General features: G+C 70.6%; 27 protein-coding genes and 2 pseudogenes. 17 read left to right on the top strand and 12 right to left on the bottom strand.

Annotation, left to right across the window (positions count from 1 at the left end; translation table 11 throughout):
• Nucleotides 1-135 precede the first annotated feature (135 nt).
• Both AB0H84_RS11680 and AB0H84_RS11675 read left to right on the top strand, forming a co-directional pair.
• Nucleotides 136-624, top strand: coding sequence for a hypothetical protein (locus AB0H84_RS11680; RefSeq protein WP_357601882.1), 489 nt, complete (start codon nucleotides 136-138; stop codon nucleotides 622-624).
• Between the two features lie 111 nt (nucleotides 625-735).
• Nucleotides 736-1,611 (top strand): alpha/beta hydrolase, encoded by an 876-nt coding sequence (locus AB0H84_RS11675; protein ID WP_357601879.1) that lies wholly within the window; start codon nucleotides 736-738, stop codon nucleotides 1,609-1,611.
• Here AB0H84_RS11675 and AB0H84_RS11670 read toward each other — a convergent pair.
• Nucleotides 1,604-3,112 (bottom strand): MFS transporter, encoded by a 1,509-nt coding sequence (locus AB0H84_RS11670; protein WP_357601876.1) that lies wholly within the window; start codon nucleotides 3,110-3,112, stop codon nucleotides 1,604-1,606. The two genes, AB0H84_RS11675 and AB0H84_RS11670, sit on opposite strands and share 8 nt — an antisense overlap.
• A 116-nt stretch (nucleotides 3,113-3,228) precedes the next feature.
• On the opposite strand from AB0H84_RS11670, the gene AB0H84_RS11665 reads away from it, so the two are divergent.
• The 3 genes from AB0H84_RS11665 (at nucleotide 3,229) to AB0H84_RS11655 (ending at nucleotide 5,112) form a co-directional block, all read left to right on the top strand.
• Nucleotides 3,229-3,849 carry a TetR/AcrR family transcriptional regulator gene (locus tag AB0H84_RS11665; RefSeq protein WP_357601874.1) on the top strand — a complete coding sequence of 207 codons (621 nt, stop codon included), beginning with the start codon at nucleotides 3,229-3,231 and terminating at the stop codon, nucleotides 3,847-3,849.
• A gap of 76 nt (nucleotides 3,850-3,925) precedes the next feature.
• Nucleotides 3,926-4,363 (top strand): DNA-binding protein, encoded by a 438-nt coding sequence (locus tag AB0H84_RS11660; protein ID WP_357601871.1) that lies wholly within the window; start codon nucleotides 3,926-3,928, stop codon nucleotides 4,361-4,363.
• 209 nt (nucleotides 4,364-4,572) lie between these two features.
• On the top strand, nucleotides 4,573-5,112 hold the full coding sequence (locus AB0H84_RS11655; protein WP_357601868.1) for a hypothetical protein: 540 nt from the start codon (nucleotides 4,573-4,575) through the stop codon (nucleotides 5,110-5,112).
• A gap of 30 nt (nucleotides 5,113-5,142) precedes the next feature.
• On the opposite strand, the gene AB0H84_RS11650 is transcribed toward AB0H84_RS11655, so the two are convergent.
• Nucleotides 5,143-5,715 (bottom strand): dihydrofolate reductase family protein, encoded by a 573-nt coding sequence (locus AB0H84_RS11650; protein WP_357601865.1) that lies wholly within the window; start codon nucleotides 5,713-5,715, stop codon nucleotides 5,143-5,145.
• A gap of 71 nt (nucleotides 5,716-5,786) precedes the next feature.
• Here AB0H84_RS11650 and AB0H84_RS11645 point away from each other — a divergent pair, with 71 nt between their 5' ends.
• Nucleotides 5,787-6,359 (top strand): TetR family transcriptional regulator, encoded by a 573-nt coding sequence (locus tag AB0H84_RS11645; RefSeq protein WP_357601862.1) that lies wholly within the window; start codon nucleotides 5,787-5,789, stop codon nucleotides 6,357-6,359.
• A 30-nt stretch (nucleotides 6,360-6,389) separates the two neighbouring features.
• Here AB0H84_RS11645 and AB0H84_RS11640 read toward each other — a convergent pair whose 3' ends face one another.
• Nucleotides 6,390-6,686, bottom strand: coding sequence for a hypothetical protein (locus AB0H84_RS11640; protein ID WP_357601861.1), 297 nt, complete (start codon nucleotides 6,684-6,686; stop codon nucleotides 6,390-6,392).
• A 152-nt stretch (nucleotides 6,687-6,838) separates the two neighbouring features.
• Between AB0H84_RS11640 and AB0H84_RS11635 the strand changes: the two genes are divergently transcribed.
• Nucleotides 6,839-7,279 (top strand): MarR family transcriptional regulator, encoded by a 441-nt coding sequence (locus tag AB0H84_RS11635; protein ID WP_357601858.1) that lies wholly within the window; start codon nucleotides 6,839-6,841, stop codon nucleotides 7,277-7,279.
• 39 nt (nucleotides 7,280-7,318) lie between these two features.
• On the opposite strand, the gene AB0H84_RS11630 is transcribed toward AB0H84_RS11635, so the two are convergent.
• Together AB0H84_RS11630 and AB0H84_RS11625 are read right to left on the bottom strand one after the other, a co-directional pair.
• Complete coding sequence (locus tag AB0H84_RS11630; RefSeq protein WP_357601857.1) at nucleotides 7,319-7,966, bottom strand: RraA family protein; 648 nt, start codon at nucleotides 7,964-7,966, stop codon at nucleotides 7,319-7,321.
• A gap of 42 nt (nucleotides 7,967-8,008) precedes the next feature.
• Nucleotides 8,009-8,932, bottom strand: coding sequence for an RNA polymerase sigma-70 factor (locus tag AB0H84_RS11625; RefSeq protein ID WP_357601854.1), 924 nt, complete (start codon nucleotides 8,930-8,932; stop codon nucleotides 8,009-8,011).
• A 161-nt stretch (nucleotides 8,933-9,093) separates the two neighbouring features.
• On the opposite strand from AB0H84_RS11625, the gene AB0H84_RS11620 reads away from it, so the two are divergent.
• From AB0H84_RS11620 to AB0H84_RS11610, 3 genes are all read left to right on the top strand, one after another.
• A complete protein-coding gene (locus tag AB0H84_RS11620; protein WP_357601852.1) occupies nucleotides 9,094-9,837 on the top strand; it encodes an SDR family oxidoreductase in 744 nt (247 codons plus the stop codon).
• Between the two features lie 132 nt (nucleotides 9,838-9,969).
• Nucleotides 9,970-10,824, top strand: a complete 855-nt coding sequence (gene sigJ / locus AB0H84_RS11615; protein WP_357601850.1) for an RNA polymerase sigma factor SigJ — start codon at nucleotides 9,970-9,972, stop codon at nucleotides 10,822-10,824.
• A gap of 56 nt (nucleotides 10,825-10,880) precedes the next feature.
• A complete protein-coding gene (locus AB0H84_RS11610) occupies nucleotides 10,881-12,077 on the top strand; it encodes an FAD-dependent oxidoreductase (RefSeq protein WP_357601847.1) in 1,197 nt (398 codons plus the stop codon).
• Between the two features lie 10 nt (nucleotides 12,078-12,087).
• Here the strand turns inward: AB0H84_RS11610 and AB0H84_RS11605 are convergent, their stop codons facing one another.
• On the bottom strand, nucleotides 12,088-12,768 hold the full coding sequence (locus tag AB0H84_RS11605; protein ID WP_357601844.1) for an FkbM family methyltransferase: 681 nt from the start codon (nucleotides 12,766-12,768) through the stop codon (nucleotides 12,088-12,090).
• A gap of 1 nt (nucleotide 12,769) precedes the next feature.
• On the opposite strand from AB0H84_RS11605, the gene AB0H84_RS11600 reads away from it, so the two are divergent.
• The 4 genes from AB0H84_RS11600 (at nucleotide 12,770) to AB0H84_RS11585 (ending at nucleotide 16,874) form a co-directional block, all read left to right on the top strand.
• Nucleotides 12,770-13,282: a DinB family protein gene (locus AB0H84_RS11600; protein WP_357601841.1), complete on the top strand. Its 513-nt coding sequence runs from the start codon at nucleotides 12,770-12,772 to the stop codon at nucleotides 13,280-13,282.
• A gap of 131 nt (nucleotides 13,283-13,413) precedes the next feature.
• Entirely contained in the window at nucleotides 13,414-14,325 is a 912-nt protein-coding gene (locus AB0H84_RS11595) for a hypothetical protein (RefSeq protein WP_357601839.1), read from the top strand.
• A complete protein-coding gene (locus tag AB0H84_RS11590; protein WP_357601837.1) occupies nucleotides 14,322-15,533 on the top strand; it encodes a S8 family serine peptidase in 1,212 nt (403 codons plus the stop codon). Before AB0H84_RS11595 ends, AB0H84_RS11590 begins: the two co-directional genes overlap by 4 nt.
• A gap of 165 nt (nucleotides 15,534-15,698) precedes the next feature.
• The gene (locus AB0H84_RS11585; protein WP_357601834.1) at nucleotides 15,699-16,874 is read left to right on the top strand and encodes an MFS transporter; all 1,176 of its coding nucleotides are present in this window, start codon (nucleotides 15,699-15,701) and stop codon (nucleotides 16,872-16,874) included.
• Between the two features lie 57 nt (nucleotides 16,875-16,931).
• Here the strand turns inward: AB0H84_RS11585 and AB0H84_RS11580 are convergent, their stop codons facing one another.
• Nucleotides 16,932-18,506, bottom strand: coding sequence for a carbohydrate-binding protein (locus tag AB0H84_RS11580; protein WP_357602038.1), 1,575 nt, complete (start codon nucleotides 18,504-18,506; stop codon nucleotides 16,932-16,934).
• 228 nt (nucleotides 18,507-18,734) lie between these two features.
• Between AB0H84_RS11580 and AB0H84_RS11575 the strand changes: the two genes are divergently transcribed.
• On the top strand, nucleotides 18,735-19,574 hold the full coding sequence (locus AB0H84_RS11575) for an NAD(P)H-binding protein (protein ID WP_357601831.1): 840 nt from the start codon (nucleotides 18,735-18,737) through the stop codon (nucleotides 19,572-19,574).
• Nucleotides 19,575-19,758: 184 nt separating this feature from the next.
• Nucleotides 19,759-20,994, top strand: a complete 1,236-nt coding sequence (locus AB0H84_RS11570) for a cytochrome P450 (protein ID WP_357601829.1) — start codon at nucleotides 19,759-19,761, stop codon at nucleotides 20,992-20,994.
• A gap of 9 nt (nucleotides 20,995-21,003) precedes the next feature.
• Here AB0H84_RS11570 and AB0H84_RS11565 read toward each other — a convergent pair whose 3' ends face one another.
• Nucleotides 21,004-21,474 (bottom strand): hypothetical protein, encoded by a 471-nt coding sequence (locus tag AB0H84_RS11565; protein ID WP_357601826.1) that lies wholly within the window; start codon nucleotides 21,472-21,474, stop codon nucleotides 21,004-21,006.
• A gap of 126 nt (nucleotides 21,475-21,600) precedes the next feature.
• On the opposite strand from AB0H84_RS11565, the gene AB0H84_RS11560 reads away from it, so the two are divergent.
• Nucleotides 21,601-22,380, top strand: coding sequence for a neutral zinc metallopeptidase (locus AB0H84_RS11560; RefSeq protein ID WP_357601824.1), 780 nt, complete (start codon nucleotides 21,601-21,603; stop codon nucleotides 22,378-22,380).
• A gap of 313 nt (nucleotides 22,381-22,693) precedes the next feature.
• On the opposite strand, the gene AB0H84_RS11555 is transcribed toward AB0H84_RS11560, so the two are convergent.
• From AB0H84_RS11555 to AB0H84_RS11540, 4 genes and pseudogenes are all read right to left on the bottom strand, one after another.
• Complete coding sequence (locus AB0H84_RS11555) at nucleotides 22,694-23,098, bottom strand: helix-turn-helix domain-containing protein (protein WP_357601821.1); 405 nt, start codon at nucleotides 23,096-23,098, stop codon at nucleotides 22,694-22,696.
• A 186-nt stretch (nucleotides 23,099-23,284) separates the two neighbouring features.
• Nucleotides 23,285-23,329 (bottom strand): annotated as a pseudogene (locus AB0H84_RS11550) (hypothetical protein); the annotation flags it as partial.
• A gap of 25 nt (nucleotides 23,330-23,354) precedes the next feature.
• Nucleotides 23,355-23,963: pseudogene (locus tag AB0H84_RS11545) on the bottom strand (maleylpyruvate isomerase family mycothiol-dependent enzyme); the annotation flags it as partial.
• A gap of 5 nt (nucleotides 23,964-23,968) precedes the next feature.
• Complete coding sequence (locus tag AB0H84_RS11540) at nucleotides 23,969-25,159, bottom strand: Cmx/CmrA family chloramphenicol efflux MFS transporter (RefSeq protein ID WP_357601819.1); 1,191 nt, start codon at nucleotides 25,157-25,159, stop codon at nucleotides 23,969-23,971.
• Between the last annotated feature and the right edge of the window lie 7 nt (nucleotides 25,160-25,166).

Genomic DNA, 25,166 nt, shown 5'->3' with positions numbered 1-25,166 from the left:
AGTCGCGGACCTGGTCGCCGGCGGCCGGATCGGCCGTCTGGAGTCGGCGATCATGGTGGCCTCCGGCGCCTCGCTGGCGGCGCGAGCATCTCCCCGGAACTCGCCTGGAGCACCGACCCGGCGGGCGGAACCACGGTGCTGACGATCATGGCGGGGCATTTCCTGCCGGTTCTGGAGGAGCTGGCGGGCCGGCTGGTGGAGGTGACGGCACGACTTCCCCGCCTCCACGACCAGGTCGCCCTCTCGGGGACCGGCCGGACCGTCGTCAACCGGGTGCCCAGCCAGGTACTGCTCCATGGGCTCCTCGACAGCGGCGCCACCGCCTCGGTGGCGGTGCACGGGGGCACCGGGAGCCCCGACGGTTTCTTCATCAAGCTCGTGGGCTCCGAGGGCACGCTGACCGTCACGCCGCCCAGGCCGGGCACGTACATGCACTGGACCGACTGGGACATCCGGTCCGGCAGCGGCGAGCACGTGGCCGTGCCCGATGCGTACCGGACCGTGCCCTTCGACCCGGCGGCCGGACCGGTGGCCAACGTGGCGGCGCTCTATCAGCAGGTCGCCCGGGCGCTCGCGGAGGGGCGCCCCGCCTACCCCGACTTCCACGCCGCCGCGCGCCATTAGCGGGTACTCGCGGCGATCGAACGTGCTGCGGCGAGTGGCGGGACGGAGCAGATCTCATGACCGGCCCCATGGACGCGCGGGATTGTCGGTTGCTCATGGCAGCCTGGGCCGATGCCCTCAATGATCTCAGGCTTCGATGAACACACGGTCCGGGTGGACGGGCTTGACCTCCATGTGGCTTCAGGCGGCGAGGGGCCGCCGCTGCTGCTGCTCCACGGCTTCCCGCAGACCCATCTGACCTGGCGGCATGTCGCTCCCGCGCTGGCAGACCACTTCCGCGTCATATGTCCCGACCTTCCCGGCTACGGGGCCAGTGCTAAGCCGGCGGGTGGCCACGAGCAGTACGCCAAGCGGGTGACCGCGGCGACCATGGTGACGCTGATGCGGCAGCTCGGCCACGAACGTTTCAGCCTGGTCGGCCATGACCGTGGAGCGCTGGTCGCCTTCCGCGCCGCGTTGGATCACCCCGACGCCGTCAGTCACCTGGGCGTGATCGACGTCATCCCCACTGCCGACATGTGGGAGTCGCTGGCGGGCGTGGGCGGCGTCTTCGGCTTCCACCTGTATTTCCTCGCGCAGCTCAACGACCTGCCCGAGCGGATGATCGGCGCCGACCCCGACATGTTCTTCGGCTACTTCCTCGACGCCTGGGCCGAGGCCGGTACGTTCGACGCCGAGGTCCGTGAGGCGTACCTGGCCGCGATGCGCGATCCGGAGACGATCCACGCCATTTGCCAGGACTACCGGGCCAGCGCCTTCGTCGATGCGGCCCACGACAGCGAGGATCGGCAGGCCGGCCGGCGCGTCAAGGCCCCCACCCTGGCGATCTGGCAGGACCCCGGCGACATGGTGCTGCCGTTCGACCCCTCGGCGATCTGGCACGGCTGGGCGCCGGATGTCCGCACCCTGATGCTGCCGGGCGGGCACTTTCTGCCGGAGACCCAACCCGACGCCGTCACCGCGGCGATCAGAGACCTGATCAGTTGATCCCTGTCTTGGTGGGCAGTGGGGCATCGTTGTGGGCGGGGGTCGCGGTGATGTCCCGGCGCGGCTGGGCCAGGGCGGCGGCGATGGCCACCGCGCCGACCGCGCACACGGCGGCTGTTCCGTACAGCGCGAGGTGCAGGGCGTGGGTGAATCCGGCGGCCAGCGTGGCCGGGTCGCCGCCGGACAGGTTCCCTGCGGCCACCTGGGCGGCCAGGGCGGGAGAGCCGACGCGGGTGCCGATCAGGCTGACCAGGACCGCGCCGAACACGGCGATGACGATGGCCTCGCTGCCGATGCGCATGGTGTTGAGGAAGCCGGTGGCCATTCCGGCGCGCTCGGGCTCCACCAGGCTCATCGCCATTCCGTCGCCCACGCCGAACGACACCCCGGCGCCCAGGCCGATCAGCAGCAGCGGCCCGGCGATGACGGTGATGGGGGTGGAGGGTCCGATCACGGTGAGCCACGCGTTCCCTGCGGCGAACATCGCCAGCGACGCCGTGATCAGCGCACGGGCCGACACACCCCGGTTGACCAGCCCTCCGGCCAGCGGCGGGGCCAGCAGTACCGGTCCGGTCATCAGCAGCAGCACCGTCCCGGCGCGCTGGGCGGACAGGCCGCCCGCGCCGACCAGATAGGTGGGCAGGTACGTCAGCAGCGTCACGAAGCCGAAGGTCGTCACCACCGGCACCATGCACAGCGCCAGGAACCGGCGGTTGCGCACCAGCGAGAGATCCAGCAGCGGTGCGGCCGAACGCGCCTGCAGGGCCACGAAGACCGCCAGCAGCCCCAGCCCGGCGGCCAGCAGCGCCAGCACGCCGGGACTCGACCAGCCCCACTCCGGGCCCTGGACCGCGCCCAGCACCAGCGCGCCCAGCCCGGCGACGAACACCACCGCACCCATCACGTCCAGCCGGGGGCGCTGCTGGGCACGTGACTCGGCGACAAATCCGACACCCGTCAGCACCACGATCAGCAGGAGCGCGTGCAGCCCGAAGGTGGCGCGCCAGCCCAGCCCACTGGCCAGCCAGCCCGACAAGGTCGGCCCGGCTGCCAGGCCGAGGCCGGCGGCACTGCCGAGCGCCGCGAACGCGCGGGTGCGCGCCGCGCCGTCGAAGGTGGTGGCCAGGATCGCACCGCCGCAGGCGAACACCCCGGCCGCGCCGATACCCGACAGTGCGCGAGCGAGGTCCAGCAGGGCAATGCTCGGAGCGGCTGCCGCGGCCAGCGAGCCGATGGCGAACAGCCCCGCGCCGGCCGCGAAAGTCCGGCGGCGTCCCACCAGGTCGGCCGTGGATCCGGTGACCAGCATGAACGAGGCGAACGTCAGGTTGTAGGCGTTCATGACCCACTGCAGCGGCGCGCCCGCGGTGTGCAGGTCCGTCCCGATGCCGGGCAACGCCACGGCGGCTCCGGAGATGGACATCGGCACGGTGAGGAAGGCCAGCAGCACCACCACCAGCGTGATCGCCGGACGGGATCGTCCAGGGGGATCGGTTGTCACGGGTTCAGGCTCCTTCAGAGGATGTACGACCGGCAGGGGTGGCCACTTGAGCGACATTGCCACTAAGTGGCATTATCTGTCAAAGCGCAACAGCCTCTCGGTGGTAACCTCAAGGTGTGAGTGATGACCTGCGCGACCTGCCGCTACGCGAACGCAAGAAGTTGCGCACTCGCCTGGCCCTGGCCGAGACCGCACTCCGCCTGTTCACCGAGCGTGGATACGACGCCACCACGCTGGACGACCTGTGCGATGCCGTGGAGGTGTCCAAACGAACCTTCTTCCGCAACTACCGGTCCAAGGAGGACGTCGCCCTCGCCGCCGACAGTGACCTGTGGTCCGCCTACCTGGACCACGTGGGCACCCGGAAGATGAACGGCCCACTGATCGAGGCGCTCCGCGTGGCGTTGGACACGACGTTGAGCACCATGGACCCTGACTGGGATCGCCGTTTCCTGGCCGCCCGCGAGTTGTCCGAAGCCGTCCCCGCGCTGCAGGCACACAGCCTGGGCTACTGCCACGACACCACCCGGGCCCTGGTCGAGGTGGTGAGTGGCCGTTCTGAAAGCGACATCGACGAGGTGCGCCTCCGTCTGACCGTGGAGATCTTCGTGGCGGCCTGGCGTACGGCCTCTCTGTGCTGGACGGCGCAGGGCGGCCACGGCGGCCGCGAGGCGTTGGCGAAACTGGTCGAGGAGACCTTCGCCGAGATCCCCGCCGCGCTCGCCGCCTCCGCCTAGCCATACCCTCGCATGTAAACGATATGTTCAAAACATAAAGTTGACATCGCTTCGTGTGTTGCGGCAGCGTAGGCCCATGCCTACGAACGCCGATCAGCACTCCGACCCCTTCACCCCTCCGCATCCGGAGCAGGCGCGCGCACAACGCGTGCACGCGTCCCTGTTCCGGATCGCCGAGCGGCACGCGGCCACCGACGAGCAGCGCCGCCGGCAGGCCCATGCGTCGGCCATCGGCCCGCACGAAGCCGTCAGGCTCGTGGCGTTCCTGCTCAGCGGAGCCGCACGGCTCGACGACGGCGAGCCGGAGGTCGATCACGCCGACATCACCGCGGCGTTGAGCCTCCTCCCGCTGGTGCGCGGGGAGCTGGACGCGCTGGAGGTCGGCTTGCTGGAGATGGCGCGCGGCCGCGGCATGACCTGGCAGGAGATCGCGTTCGGGCTCGGGCTCGGCACCGCACAAGCCGCCAGGCAACGCCACGAACGCCTCGCCGACCGTGCCGAAGGCCTGAAATAGCACGGGCTCCTTGTCCGCCGGGATCGAGGCCGCCCCAGCCCCACGCCGCCGGGGTGGCCGAGTCCGAGACCAGGGGCGGCTACGCTGTCCCGCATGCGGAGCTTAGCGGCGACGGGAGAGCGGGTCTCGCCGAACCAGGCCGAGAAGCGGCAGCAGATCATCGAGGCCGCCAAGGCCGTGCTGGCCCCCTCGGCGACCCGATGCCCGCCATGGGGCGCTGGCACCATGAGCGGGAAGAGATCATTCGCGCCACGGGCATTCCCGACACGTTCCTCCGGCCCGGCGGCTTCATGACCAATGCCTTCGACTGGCTGCCCACCGTCCGCGAGGGAGGCTTCGTCCTCGACCTGGTCGGGCCCGGCCAGTACGCGCCGATCGATCCCGCGGACATCGCCGCCGTCGCCGCCCTCGCCCTCACCGAGGACGGTCACCAGGGCGAGGCGTACGTCATCACCGGAGAAGAGATGTTCACCGTCGCCGAGCAGGTCCGGGTCCTCGCCGCCGCGGCCGGCCGGGACATCGAGGTGCGTACGGTGGCCACGCCGGCAGAGGCCGTCCGCTCCCGCTTCCCCAACGGAGCGCCTCCCGCGCTCGCTGACGCCATCGTCGAGGGATTCACTCTCATGCGTACGGACACCGTCGGGTTCCGCACGGACACCGTGCATCGGCTGCTCGGGCGCAAGCCGCGGACGTTCGCCGACTGGTGCGCTCGCAACGCCCATGCGTTCCGACTCCCCGCCGCCGGCTGACTGCGGGTACCTTCATCCTTCCCCCTGGTTCTAAGCCCTGGTGAGCCAGGTGACCTGGGCGCCGTTGTCGAAGGACTCACGCCGGGTGGGGGTGAACAGGGTGGGGCGGAACTGTCCGGAGAACATGGGGATGCCCGTGCCCGCCACCACGGGATAGCTCTTGAGGATGATCTCGTCGATCTCCGGGAGCAAGGACGCGGCGAGCTTGCCGCCGCCGCAGAGGTAGATGTCCATGTCGGTGTCCTCGGCCTTCAGCCGCCGGATGAGCTCGACAGGGTCGCCCGTCTCCACCTGCACCGTGGGGTCGTCGATCGTCAGCGTGCTCGAGAAGACGTACTGGCGCAGGTGGGCGTACGGGCTGGTGGTGGGGACGTCCAGGGCCGGCTCGTACGTGCCGCGGCCCATCACCAGGGTGTCGAAGACCTTGTTGGGCACACCCTCGAGGCCGACGAGCTTGCGGATGTGGGTGGGGAGCGTCTCGGGGTAACGGTCGTTCATCCAGGTGGCCATCTGGTCCGACACGGGGTAGAAGTCGAACTCGGCGTTGGGGCCCGCGATGTAGCCGTCGAGTGAGACGCCGATGTAGTAGACGAGCTTTCGCATACCAGTCACTCCCGATGTAGTACTCTGTTTGTAGTGCTTTGAACGTAGTACTACATTTGGAGTGGTGTCAAGTGCGGAGAAATCCCGAGCGGCGGCAGGCGCTGATCGACGCGGCCATCGAGGTGCTGGCCAAGGAGGGAGCGAGGGGGCTGACCTTCCGGGCCGTCGACGCGGAGGCGGCCGTGCCCCCGGGCACGGCCTCCAACTACTTCGCCAACCGCGACGACCTGTTCACCCAGGTCGGCGGGCGCATCTATGAACGGTTGCTGCCCGACGAGGCCACGATCGCCCGCAGCCGGGAGGGCGTACAGGACGAGACTCGCTATGCCGAGCTCATGCACGAACTGGTGGATCGGGTCTCCGCTTTCAACTCCGGCTATCTCGCCCTGCTCGAGCTCAGGCTGGAGTCCACTCGGCGCCCTGAGCTGCGCGCCGTGCTGACCAAGCGCATCCGCGAGGACATCGACGCCAACGTCGGCCACCACGCCGCCTCGGGTCTGCCCGGCGACTCGACCTCGGTGGTGCTCCTCTACCTCGCTCTGAACTGGCTCATCGTGGAGCGGCTGACCCTGCCCGACATCTTCACCGAGCAGGAGGTCCACGAGTTGGTGGACGCCGCCGTGCGAAGATCGCTGAACGCCTGACAGGCGCGGGAGCGATCTCCGCACAGGTCGTCACCGTGCAACTGGCTCGTTCCGTCCCATCGGCCGGGCACGCATTCCTAGCGACCGGGCCGACAGCAGCAGGGCGGCGGCGAACGCCAGGGGGCCGATCGTCTGCGGGATCTGATGGTGGGCCACTCCGATCGCCGCGTCGGCGAGTTGGACCGCGCCGTTCAGCGCGAGGACAAGGCCGAGGGGACGCCAGGCGCGTGCTGCCAGCAGCCAGAGCAGGGCGCCCAGCAGCACGACGCTGCGAGCCGCCATGTACGCGGCGTAGGTCCTGGAGGCGGCCTGATCGCCCCCAGGCACCAATCCTCCTGGGTCCACCAGGCCGGACACGGCGAAATAGCCGGACGTCACCACGGTGAGAAGCGCGACGAGAGCGCCGAATCGGCGAGCAGTTAATGAGGGGACCGTATCATTCGCAAGCCGAATCATATGGCTAGGGTAACGTTGCTCCGGTGACGGCGGAAGAGTCCTTGACCCACTCGGTGAGTTTCCTGCTGAGCAAGCTGGGCCAGGAGGCGAACGGCCGGTTCGCGGATCGGCTGGCTCCGCTCGGGCTGCGTCCCCGGCACTGCGCCGTGCTGGAGCTGCTGTCCGGAGGGCCGCTGGCGCAGCTGGAGCTGGCCAGGGTCGTGGGTGTGACCCCGAGCGTGGTCGTCGACATGCTCGACGAACTCGAGGAGCTCGATGCCGTACGACGGACAAGGGATACCGCGGACCGACGTCGTCAGGTGATCGAGCTGACCCCGGTCGGCAGAGAGCTGCGACGCCAGACGCTCGCGCTGGCGCGGCAGAATGACGACGAACTGCTGAGCACGATCAGTGCCACCGAGGCGGCGGCCCTACGTCAGGCTCTGGGCCGGATCGCCACCGCGACCGGCCTCATCTCGAAGTGACGCACAACGAAGCGGACCTCGGTCACCGCTCCGCCATCGTCAAGCGTCCGGGTCCGAGCCAGTCGAGTCGGCGAAGCCCTGCTCGGCGAGGATCTTGTTGATGCGAGCGCGGTGTGCCTCCTCCCATGCGTCGAGGGACTCGCCGGCCTCCTTGGCCAGCTTCGCCCTGGCGGCGGCGAGCACCTCGTCCCGGCGCGCCGCCGGCGTGACCACGATGCCCTCCTCATCGGCCACCACGATGTCGCCGGGATTCACCCGCACGCCGCCACAGCGCACCTGAATGTTGAGCGGCTCGACGGCCGACTTGGTGCCGGGGATGGGAATGATCCCTCTGGCGAAGACCGGGAAGCGCATGGTGCGCACTTCACCCAGGTCGCGGATCACCCCGTCGGTGACGATGGCGGCGATTCCGCGACGTTGCGCGACAGCGCACACGTTCCCGCCGGCGAGCGCGTAGTCGACGTCGCCCGACTGGACGACGATGATCGAACCAGGCTCCGCACGATGGATGGCGGCGTGCAGCATGAGGTTGTCTCCGGCCGGGCACCGGACGGTGAACGCCGGCCCGGCCACGCGCGGAATGTCGGACCACAGCGGGCGAACACCGATGTCCATGACCTGCTCGCGTCCGAGGATCTCGGCGAGCATGGTGGAGGGTACGTTCCCGAACTCGGCGAAGTCGTTCATCTCTTCTTCCTGGCTTTTCGAGTCGTGGGTCGGCTGTTGCGGCTATCGCGTGGGCCGGCGTGCCTGTCTTACTTCACGGTCGATTGCCCAGGCGTCCGCCACGGGGCCCACGTGCCGGAGCTTGTCGGGGTTGATCACCAGGCGGATCGCCTGGATCTGCCCGTCCAGTACATCGAGCACCAGCGTGTTGAGCACCTTGCCGTCCCGGTCGCGGAAGATCGCGCCCGGCTGGCCGTTGACCTCGTGCGGCTCGCCCGTCACGCCGATCAGGGCTATCCGGGGGAAGACGGAGGCGAGCAGCCGCGCCACGTTCCGGGCGCCGGTGACGGCCTTGGCCAGCTGCGGGGCCTTGCCGCCGCCGTCGCCGACCATCGATACGTCGGCAGCCAGGAGATTCTGCAGGCCGGTGACGTCGCCTTCGCGGAGGGCGTCGAAGAACCGCGACGCCAGTTCCTCTCGCTCCTTGCGGTCCGCCTCGAAGCGGGGCCTGCCTGCGGCCATGTGGCGCCGCGCCCGTACCACCAGCTGGCGGCAGGCCGCCTCCGAGCGCCCCACGGCCGCCGCGACCTCGGGAAAGCCGAAGTCGAACACCTCCCGCAGCACGAAGACCGCCCGCTCGAGCGGGCTGAGCCGCTCCAGCAGCAGCAGGGCCGCCATCGACAACGAGTCGGCCAGCTCCGCCGACCGCTCCGGGTCCTGGTAAGGGTCCGTGAGCAGCGGCTCGGGGAGCCACGGTCCGACGTACTCCTCGCGCCGGACGCGGGCCGAGCGCAGCACGTCGATCGAGATCCGGGTCACCGCGGCCGACAGGTACGCCTTGGCCGACTTTGGCTCGGTCGGGGCGGACTCGAAGCGCAGCCAGGTCTCCTGGACCGCGTCCTCGGCCTCGCTCACGCTGCCCAGAATCCGGTAGGCGATCGAGAACAGCAGCGGCCGCAGCTCCTGAAACTTCTCGGCCCCGCCCATGCCGGCTCCTCCTCGAAACGCTGCCGGCAGGAACCGTAGCGCAGGTGCCGGCCGAGCCTCCTCTTGGCCCCTTGGGTTGGAGCAGCCGCGCCCCGTCGGCGCCGCCTATGAGGTGGCTCACACCGTGTCACAGCTGAGCGCGGTCCCTCGTCTTAGAGGGCATGACGAACTCAGAGCAGACCTCGGTGCTGATCACCGGAGGCAACAAGGGGCTCGGTTTCGAGACGGCCCGGCGGCTCGGCGAGCAGGGTTGGACGATCTTCCTCGGCTCGCGCGATGAGGAGCGAGGCCGGGCGGCCGCCGCCAAGCTGGCCGACGGTGGCGCGAACGTGGTCATGGTCCCGCTGGACGTCACCTCGGAGGAGTCGGTGGCGGACGCCGTCCGGCTCGTCCGCAAGCACACCGACCGGCTGGATGTTCTGATCAACAACGCCGGCGCGCCGGGAAGGGTCATCCCACCCGCGGACGCGACGGCTGACGAGATTCACTCCGTCTACGACACGAACGTGTACGGACCGGTCAGGGTCACGCACGCGTTCCTTCCCCTGCTGCAGGCGTCCGACAACCCGCGGGTGGTGATGGTGTCCAGCGGCGGCGGCTCTTTCGCGGTCGTGACCGATCCCGACCAGCGCGTCTCGAAAATGCACGAGCTCGCCTACAGCTCGTCGAAGGCGGCGCTGAACATGATCACCGTCCGGTACGCCCAGGCGCTCCCGAAGATCAAGTTCAATCTGGTCACTCCCGGGGAGGTCGCCAACCGCAAGTTCACCGCCACCGACATGAACCATCACACCGGCCAGCTGACGGTCACCGAGGGCTCCGACCCGATCGTCGAACTCGCGATGCTCGACGCCGACGGGCCGACCGGGATCTTCATTGATCGCCTTGGCCCCGTCGGTTGGTGACCGACGTGCCGCCCGTCACCCTGGGGTCGATGGGCGGCGCAGCCGGCAAACGCGCCGCGCCGGAAGCCGTTCGGGGGCAGAGGATCGTCTGCCCCCTGGAGCCGGAGGTCGAGGGTGGAGCCGGGCGGTACGTTGACGGAAGTCGACTGGGAATCGCATCGCCCCGCGGTCTTCGGGGCGGCCTACCGCATCCTCGGCAGCGTGGCCGACGCCGAGGACGTGACGCAGGAGGTCTGGGTGCGCGCCGCCGCCGCCGACCTGTCCGAGGTGCGGGATCTGCGGGCCTGGCTGGTGACCCTGGCCGCCCGGACCTCCTACAACGTGCTGAAGTCGGCGCGCGTCCGCCGCGAGTCCTATGTCGGACCCTGGCTGCCCGAACCACTGCTGACCGGCCCCGACGCATCGGCCCAGGTGCTCATGGACGAGTCGCTGAGCACCGCGATGCTGGTGGTCATGGAGAGGCTCACTCCCGCCGAACGCGTCGCGCTGGTGCTGCACGACGTCTTCGACTTCCCGTTCGGCCGGATCGCCGAGGTGCTCGGCGGCACGCCCGCCGCCGGCCGCAAGCTCGCCTCCCGCGCGCGGGCGCGGGTCGCCGAGGTGACGGAGCGGCCCCGAGCGTCCAGGGCCGAGACCGAACGCGTGCTCAAGGCGTTCAAGGCGGCCGCCGACGCGGGGGACATGGCCGCGCTGGTCGGGCTGCTGCACCCCGAGGCCGTCTATGTCGCCGACGGCGGCGGCAAGGCGACCGCCGCGCGCAGGCCGGTCCGCGGCGCCGGGACGATCGCCCTGCTGGCGGTCAGGCAGATCGAGATCAGGCGCCCCGACGCGTTCCGGATCGTCGAGGTGAACGGGCACCCGGCCCTGGCGACCTACAGCGGCGGCGAGCTGGTCTGGCTCGACACCGTGGAGATCGCCGACGGGCGGATCACGACGTTCAGGAGACTGGTCAATCCGGAGAAACTCGCCCGCCTCGGTCACATCTGAACCCGCCATCTTGTCTCCCTGCCGAACCATCCCCCGGATGAGAGAAGGACGAGACAGTGGCACATGTTGTGATCATCGGAGGCGGCTTCGCGGGCGTGTGGAGCGCGGCGGGAGCGGCACTGGCACGCGGGGACGCGGATCTGCGCATCACGCTCATCACGCCGAACGAGCACCTGGTGCTGCGGCCGCGCCTGTACGAGCCGGAGCCGGACCTCGCCAAGGTGGAGCTCGGCAGGATCCTCGCACCGATCGGCGTCGAGCACCTGCGGGCCTCGGTGAGCACGATCGACACCGCCCGCCGCGCGGTGGTGGCCGACGGCGAGGAGATCGGCTACGACCGCCTGGTGCTGGCGGCGGGGAGCAGGCTCGTTCAGCCCGAGGGCCTGCCCGGCGCCGAACGGCTCTTCGACATCGACACCCTGGACGGGGCCCGGCGGCTCACCGAGCACCTGCGCGGCAGGCAGGACTGCTCTGCCGTGGTCGTCGGCGCCGGGTTCGTCGGCCTGGAGGCCGCGACCGCACTGGCCGCACGGGGCCGGGTGCTGCTGGTGGACCGGTCGGAGGTGGTCGCGGAACCGCTCGGGCCCGGCCCCCGTGCGGAGATCGAGGCGGCACTGGACGAACTGGGCGTCGAATGCCGCCTCGGGACCACGGTGACGGAGGTCGGCGACGGATACGCCGTCCTCTCCGACGGCACCAGGGTGGAGGCGGACGCCGTGGTCTGGTCCGTGGGGATCAGGGCCAGCGAGCTCACCCGGCAGATCTCCGACGAGCTCGACCACCTCGGCCGGGTGCCGGTGGATCGGCGGCTGCGCGCCCTTCCCGAGGTGTTCGCCGCCGGGGACACGGCCGCGGCGGCGTACGACGCCGAGCACACGGTCATGCAGGCCTGCCAGCACGCCACCCCGCTCGGCAAGGTCGCCGGGTACAACGCGGCGGCCGACCTGCTCGACCTGCCGCTGCGCGACTTCACCCCCGGCCCGTACGTCACCTGCCTGGACCTGGGCGGCGCCGGTGCGATCTTCACCCGGGGCTGGGACCGCAGGGTGATGGCCTCGGGCGCCGCCGGCGCGGACGTCAAGAAGCGGATCAACCAGTACATCCACCCGCCGGTGGACGACGCCTCGCAGATCCTCGCCGCCGCCGACCGCGTCTACCTCGAGCTGCCCTTCTTCCCCCGCGACGAGGAACGCGACGAGGAACGCGACGAGGAACGTGACGAGGAACGCGACGAGGAGCCGGCGCTGTCGTGACAGGCCACGGCTACCGGCCCGTGAACAGGTAGTTGCGCCGCCGCGTGCTCACCTTCTCCGTCCGGCTCCAGCGCGCGTGCTGCCAGACGTGCATGCGATAGCCGCGCTCGATCAGCGAGCTCGCGACATCGGCGGCGGTCTGACCGTACTTGTCGAGGTGGCGATCCTCGATCTCGATCAGCAAGGTGGGCCGGTGCTGCGCGATCGTCCACTCGGCGCCCTTGAGCACCTCCGGCTCGAACCCCTCCACGTCCACCTTCATGAAGTCCACCCGGGGGATCTCGCGCAGCTCGCACACGCGATCGACGGTGTAGATGGGCACCTCCAGCGTCCTGGTGGTGGTGAACCGTCCCGGATGCTTCAGCCCCTCCTGAACGTGCGCCCAGCCGTGGATCGGCAGGCCGAAGCGGTACGGCAGCCTCAGCTCCAGTGCGACGTCCGGCGTGGCGCTCCCGCCCTGCCGGGCGCGTACGAGCCAGGGCACGGCGGCGTAGCAGAGCCCTGGTCCGGACCACAGCCCGAGCACCGTGCCGGCGGCGGCGTACCGCAAGGCGCGCCGGCGGGCCGTGGCGGCGGTGCCGAGCAGGAGGCCGAGGGCGGTCGCCGGGCCCAGGGCGAGCGCTTCGGGCAGCAGGCCAGGCGGCGCCGGCCGTAGCATGCCCTGTTCACCCGCAAACACGGAGGTGCTCATCGTGTCCACGCCGCTATGGCCCGAAGAACTCGTCAGCACCGGCACCGAACGTGAGGTGCTGGAGGCGTTCCTCGACTGCCATCGCCGGCAGATCAAGGCCAAGGTCGCCGGGGTCTCCGAAGCGGACGCGCGCCGACGGATCGTGCCGTCCAGGACGACCCTGGCAGGGCTGATCAAGCATCTGACCGCGGTGGAGAGGAACTGGTTCCAGCGTCAGCTGGCGCGGCGCGATCCCGCCGACATCCCCGGCAACTCCCGCGGAGACGACCAGAGCTGGGAGTTGAGCCCCGACGACACCCTCGACAGCCTCATCGCGGAGTACGACAGGGTGTGCGAGGAGAGCAGGCTCGTCGCAGCGGGATTCACACTCGACGACACGGTGCCGTCGAAGCGACTCGGCGAGATGTCACTGAGATGGATCTACGCCCACATGATCGAAGAGACCGCCCAGCACGAGGGACACGCTGACATCCTGCGCGAGCTCATCGACGGCACCACCGGCCTGCAAACGTAGGCCGGCATTCAGGGTGCGGGTCCGGTTCGTACGGCAGACCGATAGGGTCAGAACGCGCAAAAAGATCAGATGGGTTCAAACGGAACCGTGCTCCGCCCCCTGATCGGCCGGCTCGCACGACAGGAGAGACGATGATGTATCCCCCGCCCAACTCCGGGCCGGGGCTCCATCCCCCACAGCCGCCCTCCGGGCATCCCCACCCGTACGCATCCGGACAGCTGCCCCCGCCACCCCCGCAGGCAGAGCCTTACCAGCACCAGCACCAGCCCCAGTACCAGCACCCACAGCCGCCGGCCGGGCCGGCGCGGCCCCCACGTAAGGGCTGGCGGGTCGCCCTGGGCCTCGTCGTCGCGGGCTTCGGCCTGCTGGCCATGCTCGGCGGCGGCGCGCTCATCGCACACGCCTACTCCAACAGTCAGCAGGTCATCCACAACTCGGCGTACTCCAGGGAACTGTGGCGCAACGTGCCCGTCGAGAAGCTGTTCCCGCCGTACCTCGGCCGGGAGCACCCCGACAAGGGATACGCCTCCCCGAACAACGAGCGCGGCTGGACCAGAGCCGCGATCTCCACCGACACCTCCTGCCGGACGGCGCTCTCCGGCGAACTGGCCCGGACCGCCGCCGAGCGGGGCTGCGTCGCGGCCATGCGCGCCACGTACGTGGACGACACCGGAGGGACGGCCGCCACCGTGGCTCTGGTCGCCTTCCGCGACACCAAGGCCGTCCTGGACCTGGAGGACGTCGTCCGTGATGCGCAGGAGAAGCCGGACCACGCGGTGCGCGCCCTCGCCGCGCCCGGCACCCAGTGGAAGGACTCCGCGCGCACCGGGAACGGCGGCCGGCTCGTCGGGGAGGCGCCCATGTTCGTGGCGGTCACCACGGGGCCGGCGGACGGCCGCAGGCCCGGACGGCTGCCCGAACCGTGGGGCAAGCGGGCCTATCCGCAGCAGGAGGACCGTGAGGCGTGGGCGTACACCGCTCAAGGGCTCGCGGAGAGCCTCGCCACCCGGCTGCGCGCCGAGTCCAGGAAGGTGGGGGCATGATCCGCACGCTGGCAGCGTTCGCGCTGGTCGCCGGCCTGGTCACGGCCACCGCCGCACCCGCCGTGGCCGAGGCGCCGCGGGGCTGGGAGCTGCGGGCCATGAAGGTCCCCGCCGCGCAGCGGCTCGGACAGGGCAAGGGAGTCACCGTCGCGGTCCTGGACACCGGGGTCGTGAAGAACCATCCGGAGTTCCGGGGCCGGGTGACGAGCGGCCCCGACTTCATCGGCGGGGGTGCCCGTGCCGGGCAGTCGTACTGGGGCGCGCACGGCACCGCCATGGCCTCCAGCGTGCTGCGGGTCGCCCCCCAGGCCCGGGTGCTCTCGGTACGGGTGCTCTGGGACCGGGAGGACCCGGCACGCAAGCGCGCGGAGGCCGCCGCCAAGTCCGGCCGCGTCGCCGCCGACAAGGAGAGCCTCAAGGCAGCCACCGCGCTGGCCAAGGGCATCCGGTACGCCGTCGACAAGGGCGCGCAGGTGATCTCCATGTCCCTCGGCACCGACGAGTGGGGCTTCGGCAGCGGCTACGGTGAGGACACGGCCGCGGCCGTCGACTACGCCGTCGGCAAGGGGGCCATCCTGCTGGCGAGCGCGGGCAACGGCGGTTCCACCGACCCGCTCGAGGTCGACGCCAACAACGTCGTGTCGTACCCGGCCGCGTACCCGGGAGTGATCGCGGTGGCGGCGATGGCGCCCACCGGGGTGCGGGCGGACTTCTCCCAGGTGCACACGTACAACACGATCGCCGCGCCCGGCGTGGACATCTACGCCGCCGACAACCGCGGCGGCTACCGGTCGGGGGACGGCACCTCTCCTGCCTGCGCGCTCGCGGCGGGCACCGCTGCACTGATGCTGTCCCGCAAGCCCGATCTGACGCCCCGGCAGGTACGCGACATCCTGGTGCGGACGGCCAAGAAGCCGCCGGCCGGCTACACCGTGTTCCTCGGCTTCGGGCTGATCGACGCGGCGGCGGCGGTGCAGGCGGCGGGCGCCGCCGAGAATGCCAAGATCACGGCCGCTCCGTACAAGGGGACGGAGTACCTGGGGGGCGGGCCGGTCGCCTCGCCGACCACCCACCCGCCGATCGACATGGGCTACGTGGCCGTGGGCGGCACGGCAGCCGGGGTGGGGCTCCTGTTCCTGCTGGGCGCGGTTCTGCTGATGCGCCGGCCCCGCGCGCGCCCCGTGCCCGGCCGCCCGCCGATCTCGTGATGCGTTACGGGCGCGCGCCTATCTCGTGATGCGTTACGGGCGCGCCCGGCTTGTCGACGATCTCGGCATCACCACCTGTAGGGGTCCGAAATCTGCCGGTGCCCGTCACTCTTTCCTTGCTTGGCTGGTTTCCCATCGATCACGCGCTCTTGCTGAACGGGAACCATGTCAACCACCACGCTCACTCCACCACGTTCGCCGCTGATCAGCCGGCTCGCGGTGCTCTCGCTCATGCTGGGCATCTTCGCCATCGTCACCAGCGAGATCCTGCCCATCGGCCTGCTGACCGCCATCGGGGCCGACTTCGGCATCTCCGACGGCACCACGGGGCTGACCATGGCGCTGCCCGGCGTCGTCGCCGCGATCGCCGCGCCCGCCGTCACGCTGAGCACCGCGCGCCTGGACCGCCGCCTGATGCTCTGCGTCCTCATGGCGGTGCTCGCCGTGGCCGACGTGCTGGCGGCCGTGGCGACCGCGTACTGGGTGATGCTGATCTCCAGGGTGCTCGTCGGCCTCACGATCGGCGGGTTCTGGTCGATCGGGGCGGGGCTGGCCGGCCGCCTCGTGCCGCCGCGGGCCGTCCGCACGGCCACCGCTGTGATCTTCTCCGCCGTGCCGCTCGGCTCCGTGCTCGGCGTGCCGGCCGGGACACTCATCGGCGAGCTCGCCGGCTGGCGAACCGCCTTCCTGGTCCTGGCCGCGCTGGCCCTCCTGGTCCTGGCGGCCCTGCTGATGCTGCTGCCGCGGCTGCCCGCCCACCAGGTCACCAGCCCGCGCGCCCTACTCGATCTGGTGCGCAGCCGGGGCGGCGCCATCGCCCTGCTCGCCACCTTCCTCATCGTCCTGGCCCACTTCGGCACCTACACCTACGTCACGCCGTTCCTCCAGGACGTCACCGGCCTGCATCCCGCGGTCGTCAGCGCCGTCCTGCTGGCGTACGGCGTGGCCGGGATCGCCGGCAACTTCCTGGCCGGCAAGGCCACCGCCACACACCCGCGGGGCGCCTTCGTGATCTGCGGCTGCCTGATCGCGGCCGCCACCCTGCTGCTGCCCCCGGTCGGCGGCACGGCGGTCGGCGCCGTGGCGCTGCTCGTGCTCTGGGGGCTGGCCTACGGAGGCGTGCCCGTCTGCTCGCAGGCGTCGTTCATCGCCGCGGCCCCCCACGCGCCGGAAGCCGCCACGGTCGTCTTCACCTCCTCGTTCCAGGCGACTTTCGCGCTCGGCGCGTTCGTCGGAGGCCGCGTCGTCGACGCCTTCTCGGTCTCGACCGTGATGATCTGCGGCGGGGTGGCCGCGCTGCTCATGGCGGCGGCCCTGGGCTCGCTCCGCAGAACCCCCTGACATGGCGAGGGCCATGCCGCCGGGCAGGCTCGGCGGCATGGCCGGGGGAGCGGTCCGTTACGGCGTCACCGGACTGCCGCCGAAGGTCACCACCAGGCGGCCGTCAGAGGCGAAGGACCAGTGCAGGGCGCCGGCGTAGGAGGAGCACCGGGACCCGTTCGAGCCGGACCAGAACTGATTGGAGCTGTCGGCGTCACCGACGATCCGGTCGTTGGTCCCGCTGCCGCTGCGGCAGGAGGTGTTGTTGCGGAACACCGAGGTGCCGGCGTCGAAGGAGAAGTTCCGCTCGGTGTTGTCGATGCTGACGTTGTTCGAGATCGACATCGTGCCGGGGTTGCGGTTGTAGGTGAACCCGTGCTTGCCGTTGTGGTACGCGATGTTGCGCCGGATGATGTGGTTGACCGCGATGTCCTCGCCACCGAGCTTGTAGCCGTTGCGGTCGCCGTTGCCGGCCTGGCTGCCGTCGCTGAGGGTGCCGTTGTTGTACGACAGGGAGTCCTCGATGGTCACCGGGCCGATGGCTCCCGTGTCCGTCTTGGTGTAGAGGTCCCAGCCGTCGTCGATGTTGTTGCGGGACACGCAGTAGCGGAAGACGTTGCCGGGGCCGACGGTGAGCTTCGCGGCGAAGCCGTCCGCGTCCTCGCCGTCGGAGTCGGCGTTGTCGTGCGACAACGCGCTCAGGATGAGGTTGTTCGACGGCCACTGGTCGCGGGGCGTGTCGGAGGCGATCCTCGACAGTTGCAGCCCCGTGTCGCGGTTGAAGCGCGTCTCCGTGCGCTCGATGATGTTGTTGCTGCCACCGACGAAGATCCCGTTGTCGCCGGCGCGCTCGACGACGATGCCGTAGACGTGCCAGTACGACCCGTTCACGGCGAGCCCGCGGTTGGCCGAGTTCTCGCTCTGGGCCGAGAAGTTCAGGATCGGAGTCTCGCCCGGATAGGCGGACAGCTTCTTGCGGGCACTCGAGGTGCCGTTGTTGCCCGGCGCGATGGTGACCGTCTGCGAGTAGTTGTACGTCCCGCCGCGCAGGTAGATGGTGCCGCCGGAAGTGACGCGGGTGATCGCCGAGGTGAGCGTCGTCGGGTCCGACTGCGTTCCGGCCGCGCTGTCCTTGCCGTTCGGCGCCACGTACAGCGTGCCGGTCGTCGGCGGGGGCGTCGTGCCGCCCGTTTCGACGTCGATGTAGTCGATGTTGGGCAGGCCGTTCGAGGTGGTCGGGTTGAACCGGATGGTGTTGCTGCCCGAGTTCAGCGAGACGGTGAGCGTCTTGGTGACCCAGGTGTTCCACGCGCCGGTGCCCTCGTACGAGACGCTCTGCGCGGTCGTGCCGTTGACGATCAGGTCGCCGGTCCGGGCGCCGGTGGTCCCGTTGGCGAACCGCACGCTCACCGTCGCCGTCCCGGCCGTGCCGGCGTTGACCGTGAACTGGGCGTAGGCGCCGGTGGCGTTGGTGCCGTTGCAGAACCCGCTGCCCGAGTACCCGGACCAGTTGCTGTCGATGGTGCCGCTGCAGACAGCGGGCGAGCTCTCCGCCTCGTACCGCGTCGGCGCCGCCTGCGCGGCGGTCTGCGACAGTGTGACGAATGCCCCGGCCAACAGGCCGGCGCACGCGAGGACGGCTTTCAGGCGCATCATCCTTCTCCAATGGTGTGGGTACGGCGGCGCGGGCGCATGGTGGAGCGCGCCGGGACGCCGCGTACGAGATCGCCTTCTGTGTCCTTGCCCGGGCAAAGCATGGAACATCGATGAAACCCCCGTCACAGTAGGAAAGCGCTTTCCCCGCGTCAACCGTCGCTGAAACTTTCAGCCACCGCCCTGCAACCGGAATATCGCCGGCCGCATCGCGGGCTGATGACGGGCATGAGCAGGATTCTTGTGACTGGCGGGACCGGCAATGTCGGCCGGGAAGTGCTGGCCCGGCTGGTGCCCGCCGGCGTCCCCGTACGCGCGCTTACGAGGCAGGCCGGTCGTCTTGCGGCGGGGGTCGAGGTGGCGGAGGGCGACCTGTCCAGGCCGGACACGCTCGAGCCGGCCCTGGCGGAGGTCGAGACCGTCTTCCTGGTCTGGCCCTTTCTCACCGCCGAAGGCGCCTCGGCCGTCCTGGACGTGATCCGCCGCCATGCCCGCCGGGTCGTCTACCTCTCGTCCTCGGGGGTGAACGACGGAGCCGAGCGGCAGAGCGACCCGATCAACCAGCTCCATGCCGACATGGAGGGCCTGATCGAGAAGTCCGGCCTGCAGTGGACCTTCCTGCGGGCGAACACCATCGCCTCCAACACCCGCGGGTGGGCCGCGCAGATCCGCGAGACCGGGGCCGTACGGGGCCCTGGCATCGCGGCCACAGCGGTGGTGGATCCGCGGGACGTCGCGGAGGTGGCGGTACGCGTGCTGGTCGACGACGGGCACGCGGGCGCGACGTACGTGCTGACCGGGCCGGAGGTGGTGAGCAGGGCCGAGCAGGTACGCGCGATCGGAGAGGCCGTGGGACGCCCGCTGCGCTTCGAGGAGGTGCCCGTGGAGACGGCACGCGCGCAGATGCTCGCGGACGGGAGGCCGCCGGCCCTGGTGGAGGCCCTGCTGGCGAGCGCGGAGACGCGGCCCCACTCCGGATTGATCACCTCTGCGGTGGAGGAGGTCACCGGGACGCCGGCACGCACCTTCCGCCAGTGGGCCGCCGACCACGCCGAGGACTTCCGATAAGGCGACTTCCGATGAGGCGACTTCCGATGAGGCGACTCGCGATGAGACGACTTCGGATGAGGCAGGGGCCAGGGTGTGGCGCGGTCGGCAGGGATTGACGGCCTCACGGTGATAGCGGCTCGTCTTGGCTGGTAGCGGGGCATAGCGGACATTGGGGAGGACACTCGCGCATCGGAGGTCTCCCATGGCCACCACCCCTCCCCTGCAGCTCCCGGTCCCCGGCGAGCGGACATCCCGGACGATCCGCCGCTACCACGCCGAGAACGGGCCGGTGTTCCCCATCGAGCTCCCCGGCAAGGTCAACGCCTGGATGGTGACCTCGTACGACATGGTCAGCGAGGTGCTCACCGACGACGGCACGCTCTACAGCACGAACCCGCGGAACTTCACCGCGCTCAACGACGGCACCATCCCCGCTGACTGGCCCATGCGCCAGCTCATCGAGGGCGATCACCCGCTGACCAAGGACGGCGCGGACCACCGGCGGCTGCGCGGCCTCATCAACCGCGCCTTCACCTCGGGTCGTGTCCGCGCCCTCGCCCCGCGGATCAAGGAGATGACGGACGAACTGCTCGACCGGCTCCCGGCCGAGGGCGGCGTGGTGGACCTGGTCCGCCACTTCACCGAGCCACTGCCGGTCAACGTGATCTGCGAGCTGTTCGGTGTGCCCGAGGCGGAACGGCGGCCGCTTCGCGAACGGAGCAGCGTGATCCTGTCGCACACCGCCACCCCGGAGGAGGCCGCGGCGGCCGGGGCCGGCATCCTCGACCAGCTCGGCGCGTTCATCCAGCGCAAGCGTGACGAACCGGGTGACGACCTCACCACCGGCCTCATCCGGGCACAGGAGGACGACGGCGACCGGCTGTCGGACAGCGAGATGCTGCGGATCCTATGGCTGGTGCTGATCGCCGGCCACGAGTCCAGCGTGCACCTGATCGCCAACGCGGTCATCGCCCTGTGCACCCATCCCGAACAGCTCGCTCTAGCCCGCAGGGACGACGCCTGGGATCAGGTGGTCGAGGAGTCGTTGCGCGCCCGGAACTCGGTGATCAGCGTCATGTTCCGCTACCCGCTGGCGGACGTGCGGCTCGGTAGGGTGACGATCCCGGCCGGGGCCCCGATCGTCGTCGGGATGCCCGCGACAGGGATGGATCCGGCCAGGTTCGGCGGGGACGCGGGGCGGTTCGACATCTCGCGCGGCCAGGAGACACACCTGGGGTTCGGCCGCGGGCCGCACTTCTGCCTGGGGGCGCCCCTGGCCAGGCTGGAGGCCCGCATCGCGCTCGGCTCGCTGTTCGGCCGGTTCCCGGAGCTGCGGCTGGCGGCAGGGGAGGACGAGATCGTCTACAACTCGTCGCTCATCACCGAGGGGCCGGTCGCGCTGCCCGTGGTGCTGGGGCCTGCCGGGACCGGTGGATGACGACTCCGGCTACCGGTCCTGGACCGCCCTCGCGTACGTGAGCTCGAAGTCGAGGTCCCAGGTCTGGCCGTCCTTCGACATCTCCCACCGGGCGTTCACCGTGTCGCCGTCGGCGCTGAACGTGCCGTGGAAGCGCTGGTTGAAGCCCGGCGCGTGCCGCCAGATCCGCCACTCGCCGTCCGCCAGCGTCATCCGGTAGACCCGGTGCACGCCGCGCGCGTCGGCGTACATCATGGTGAACTCTTCCGTGGTGTCGTCGAGCCCGATCAGGGCGACGGTCGGGAACGGCGCGTTGTCCCGCCACGCCTGCGGGGCGGTGGCCGGCATCGGCTCGGCGTCGGTGACCTGGCGGAGGAACTGGCCGTCGTCCTGCCAGGTGAACTCGGTCCACGCGCGGCCGAGGCCGTCCACCTTCGGCTGCACCGTCCACCGGCCGACCAGGACGTCGAGCCGGGCGAGCGCGAGATGTCTGCCGTGCATGTCGAAGCCCCTTCCGGCGTTTTCCACGACGAGACTACCGGTCGCCCGCCGCCGCCTGAGTGGCGGTTCAATCACTTTCTCAGCCGAGCTGGCCCTCTTTGGCGTGAGGTTCTATTCTCACGCCTCGTGAAACTTCTCATGACCGCGGCGCTGACAGCCGCCCTCATGGTGCCTTTAGCCGGTACGGCCACCGCCGAGGTCACCGCCTATCCCGTCAAGCATCCCAAACTCATCGCCAATCCGCTTTACGAAGCGGGCCCGCTGCCCACGACGACGTGTACGGAGCCGAAGGTCAAGCAGGGTGACCGCAAGCTGGCCCGCGCCTACGTCGACGCGGTCATCGCCTGCCTGGAAACCACCTGGGAACAGCACCTCACCGGCGCCGGACTCCCTTTCTCCAAGGTCAGGGTGCGGCACGTCGCCAAAATCCCCAAGACCTGCGACTTCAAGCCGGGGAAAGACGACTCGCAGGCGTGGTACTGCGTGAAGAATCGCACGCTGTTCTTCCAGATCGGCAAGGGCTGGGTCACCGATCCCGACGACCTCTGGCTGTTCGGGACGGTCGCCTATATGTACGGCTATCAGGTTCAGAATTTGACCGGCATCCAGGTCGCCTATGACGCCGTGCCGTACCGCGGCAAGGCCGAGTATTTCGAGCAGGCACGCCGTTACCACCTCCAGAAGGATTGCCTCGCCGGTGCTTTCCTGAAGAGCGTCTGGCCGATGAAAGGGCGGACCAAGAAGGACTGGGATTACTACGTGAGCCTGCTCTCAGGCGACGCCCGCGGCGAGGATCCAGACGAAGGCAAGACGGCCACCAGGCGCGCCTGGTCCAATCGCGGCTTTGCCACCGGCGACCCCGGATCGTGCAACACCTGGACGGTCCCGTCGTCCAAGGTGGCGTAGCACGGCGTCCGCGGTGGTCCGCCGGGCCACCGCGACAATCCCCGTTCGCCGGCCGGTGAGAGGCGGCGAGCGTCGTGTGGTGAGAGGCGGGGCCCGCGGCTCGCGATCGTCTGGGGGCGTTAGGACGGCGCCAGTGGTGACCATCGCCTCGCCGTCGGTAGATTCCGTACGGTTGAGCCGCGGGCCCGTGGGGACAGCGCGCGTTTCCGCCCGCTGACCTGCGACAACCGTAGCCGCGGAGGATGTCCGCACACCACCGATTTATCCCTCGTGTCAGCCGGCGCCCCATCGGGCGTTGTGTCTCAAAAATGTCTCACTGCGTCTCAATATTGAGGTGACGGTAGAGGGTAGCGCGGGAGACGCCGAGGGCGCGGGCGATCTCGGCGGCGGTGTGCTCGCCCGAGGCGTGCATGCGCCTGGCCCGCTCCACCGCCTCCGGCGTCATCGCCCCCGGCCTGCCGCGGCGGCGGGCCTGCTGGGGCTCGGGGCGCTCCTCCAGCAGGCGCTCCACCCCGGCCAGCACGGCGGGCCGCAGCATCTCCGTCGGCAGGTCCGCGAACATCACGACGGGATCGCTGAGCATGGCGAACGCCTGCGTCGCACGGATGCGGTCGGCATGGTCGGCGAGCGGGCCGGCGATGATGTGCTGGGCCAGGTGCGCGGCGTCTCGAAAACGCTCGAAGACGGACTCCTCCGAGGCCAGCGCGAGGTCGCGCATCTGCAGCCTCAGCAGATGGCGGTGCGCCAGTCAGACGTCGAGCAGGCCCTCGATCACCGCCCACCGCTTGCGGCGCTCGTCGCCGCCCGGGGCGCGGTTAACCGCGTCGATCGCGGCCTCCATGTCTGCCAGCAGCGGCTCGGCCAGGGCCGCCACGATCCGGCTCTTGCTGGGGAAGTGGTAGAGGACCGCGGTCTTGGTGAGCCCGAGCCGCTCCGCGATCTCGCGCACCGTCGGCCGGGATGCGATGCCAGAGGAACAGCATCAGGTCCGACGCGCTCCCGGCCAGCTCGACGTCGAACGCGCCGCCGGGCGCCCGCGTCCACTCCCGCCGCGCGGGCGCCATGACCTCGAACGTCTGCGTGACCGCGTCGGCCGCCACGTCCTCGGGGATCGGGCGCGGGACGCCGACGGCGTTCTCGGCGTCCCAGCGGTGTACGGCGGCCTCGATGGTCTGCATCCGCACCCAGAACCCGACGGTCTGCTCCTTCGACCACGTCCACGCGGGCTCGCCGGCCTCGCGCTCGTCGAAGAGCGCCCCCAGCCGGGCCGCCCCCTCCTCGAACCAGTCGAGCACCTCGTCCGGGATCGGCCCGAGGTTGGGCGCGTGCTCCGGATCGGGCCACCCCGTGAGGTCCGGCGGCAGCCCGGCGAAGGAGAGGTCGGAGGCGTCGGGCGGCCCGTCGCGCCGCTCCTCGATGATGCTGGACACGCCCCGGTGCACGGCGCCCAGGTGGATCACCAGATCGGCGACCGACCAGCTGGGACAGGACGGCACGGCCGGCGCGGCTCCGGTCCCGGCCGCCTGCGGGACGGCCTCCTGGAAGGCCCGGACCTCCCGGCGGAAGCGTGACGCGGGTTCCATGACACTCACTGTGCCTCAGCCGGATGGTCCTGCTCCACCGACTTCCCGGATGACGGCCGCCCGACGGCGTGGGCGACGGCGGCGGTGGCCAGGGCGGCGATCACCAGCAGGGCGCTCACCCACAGGGGCGAGCGCAGCCCGAGCCCGGCCCCGATGGTCACGCCGCCCAGCCACGGGCCGAGCGTCGCGCCCACGTTGAGCGCGGCCGTGGCGAGCCCGCCGGCCAGCGTGGGCGCGCCGGTGGCCGCGTACATGACCTGGGAGACCAGCGTGGACCCCACGGCGAACGACAGCGTCCCCTGGACGAACACGAGCGCGATCGCCGGCACCGGCGCCCCGGCCGTCATCGCGAGGAGGACCCAGCCGGCGGCCAGCGCCGTCCCGCCGCCCACCAGGAGCCGGAGCGGCCGCGTGTCGGCGACCCGCCCGCTGATGGTCACCCCCGCGAACGACCCCAGCCCGAACAGGGCCAGCATCAACGGCATCCAGGTGGACCCGATCCCCGTCTCGCCGGTGAGCAGCGGCGCGAGGTACGTGAACGTGCAGAACGTGGCGCCGTTCACCAGGCCGCCCAGCGCGAGGAGCACCAGCAGCCGCGGCCGCCGCAGCGCCCGCGACTCGCCACGCGCGCCCGCACCCGTGGACTCAGGGGCGCCGGCGGGAACCGAGCGGAGCACGGCGACGAGGGCCGGGACCAGCGCGGCGGCCACCGCCCAGAACGCCGAGCGCCACCCCCACACCTCGCCCAGCAGCGCGCCGCCCGGCACGCCCGCGACGCAGGCGATCGTGACACCGCCGAGCAGGACGGAGGTGGCGCGCGCCTTGGCGTTCGGGGGCGCGAGCGCGATGGCGGTCGCCATGGCCACCGCCAGGAACCCGGCGTTGGCCAGCGCCGCGACGAACCGCGTGCCGAGCAGCACGCCGTAGCTGGTGGTGAGCGCGCCCACCACGTGCGCGACCAGGAACGTGACCAGGAAGCCCAGCAGGGCGGCCCGCCGGGACCAGCGCAGGCTGAGCACCGCCATGAGCGGCGCGCCCACCACCATCCCGACGGCGAACGCCGAGGTCAGCAGCCCCGCGTCGGGGATGGACACGTGCAGGTCCCGCGCGATGCCCGGCACGAGCCCGGACAGCATGAACTCGGACGTCCCTTGGGCGAAGACCGCCAGTCCGAGCAGGTAAACAGCGAATGGCATGAGAGAA

Origin of the sequence: Nonomuraea sp. NPDC050786 (assembly GCF_040654115.1) — a bacterium.
Lineage (GTDB): Bacteria > Actinomycetota > Actinomycetes > Streptosporangiales > Streptosporangiaceae > Nonomuraea.
This window is presented reverse-complemented; position numbering and strand designations above follow the sequence as displayed.

What these genes read in the sequence shown, in the direction of transcription:
- AB0H84_RS11650 (WP_357601865.1), bottom strand. Translation starts at nt 5,715, where the DNA reads ATGCGAAAGCTCGTCTACTACATCGGCGTCTCACTCGACGGCTACATC.
- AB0H84_RS11555 (WP_357601821.1), bottom strand. Translation starts at nt 23,098, where the DNA reads ATGCGCGACCTCGCGCTGGCCTCGGAGGAGTCCGTCTTCGAGCGTTTT.
- AB0H84_RS11605 (WP_357601844.1), bottom strand. Translation starts at nt 12,768, where the DNA reads ATGAGCACCTCCGTGTTTGCGGGTGAACAGGGCATGCTACGGCCGGCG.
- AB0H84_RS11585 (WP_357601834.1), top strand. Translation starts at nt 15,699, where the DNA reads ATGTCAACCACCACGCTCACTCCACCACGTTCGCCGCTGATCAGCCGG.
- AB0H84_RS11570 (WP_357601829.1), top strand. Translation starts at nt 19,759, where the DNA reads ATGGCCACCACCCCTCCCCTGCAGCTCCCGGTCCCCGGCGAGCGGACA.
- AB0H84_RS11630 (WP_357601857.1), bottom strand. Translation starts at nt 7,966, where the DNA reads ATGAACGACTTCGCCGAGTTCGGGAACGTACCCTCCACCATGCTCGCC.
- AB0H84_RS11595 (WP_357601839.1), top strand. Translation starts at nt 13,414, where the DNA reads ATGATGTATCCCCCGCCCAACTCCGGGCCGGGGCTCCATCCCCCACAG.
- AB0H84_RS11675 (WP_357601879.1), top strand. Translation starts at nt 736, where the DNA reads ATGCCCTCAATGATCTCAGGCTTCGATGAACACACGGTCCGGGTGGAC.
- AB0H84_RS11575 (WP_357601831.1), top strand. Translation starts at nt 18,735, where the DNA reads ATGAGCAGGATTCTTGTGACTGGCGGGACCGGCAATGTCGGCCGGGAA.
- AB0H84_RS11660 (WP_357601871.1), top strand. Translation starts at nt 3,926, where the DNA reads ATGCCTACGAACGCCGATCAGCACTCCGACCCCTTCACCCCTCCGCAT.
- AB0H84_RS11580 (WP_357602038.1), bottom strand. Translation starts at nt 18,506, where the DNA reads ATGCGCCTGAAAGCCGTCCTCGCGTGCGCCGGCCTGTTGGCCGGGGCA.
- AB0H84_RS11620 (WP_357601852.1), top strand. Translation starts at nt 9,094, where the DNA reads ATGACGAACTCAGAGCAGACCTCGGTGCTGATCACCGGAGGCAACAAG.
- AB0H84_RS11655 (WP_357601868.1), top strand. Translation starts at nt 4,573, where the DNA reads ATGGGGCGCTGGCACCATGAGCGGGAAGAGATCATTCGCGCCACGGGC.
- AB0H84_RS11590 (WP_357601837.1), top strand. Translation starts at nt 14,322, where the DNA reads ATGATCCGCACGCTGGCAGCGTTCGCGCTGGTCGCCGGCCTGGTCACG.
- AB0H84_RS11625 (WP_357601854.1), bottom strand. Translation starts at nt 8,932, where the DNA reads ATGGGCGGGGCCGAGAAGTTTCAGGAGCTGCGGCCGCTGCTGTTCTCG.
- AB0H84_RS11540 (WP_357601819.1), bottom strand. Translation starts at nt 25,159, where the DNA reads ATGCCATTCGCTGTTTACCTGCTCGGACTGGCGGTCTTCGCCCAAGGG.
- AB0H84_RS11565 (WP_357601826.1), bottom strand. Translation starts at nt 21,474, where the DNA reads ATGCACGGCAGACATCTCGCGCTCGCCCGGCTCGACGTCCTGGTCGGC.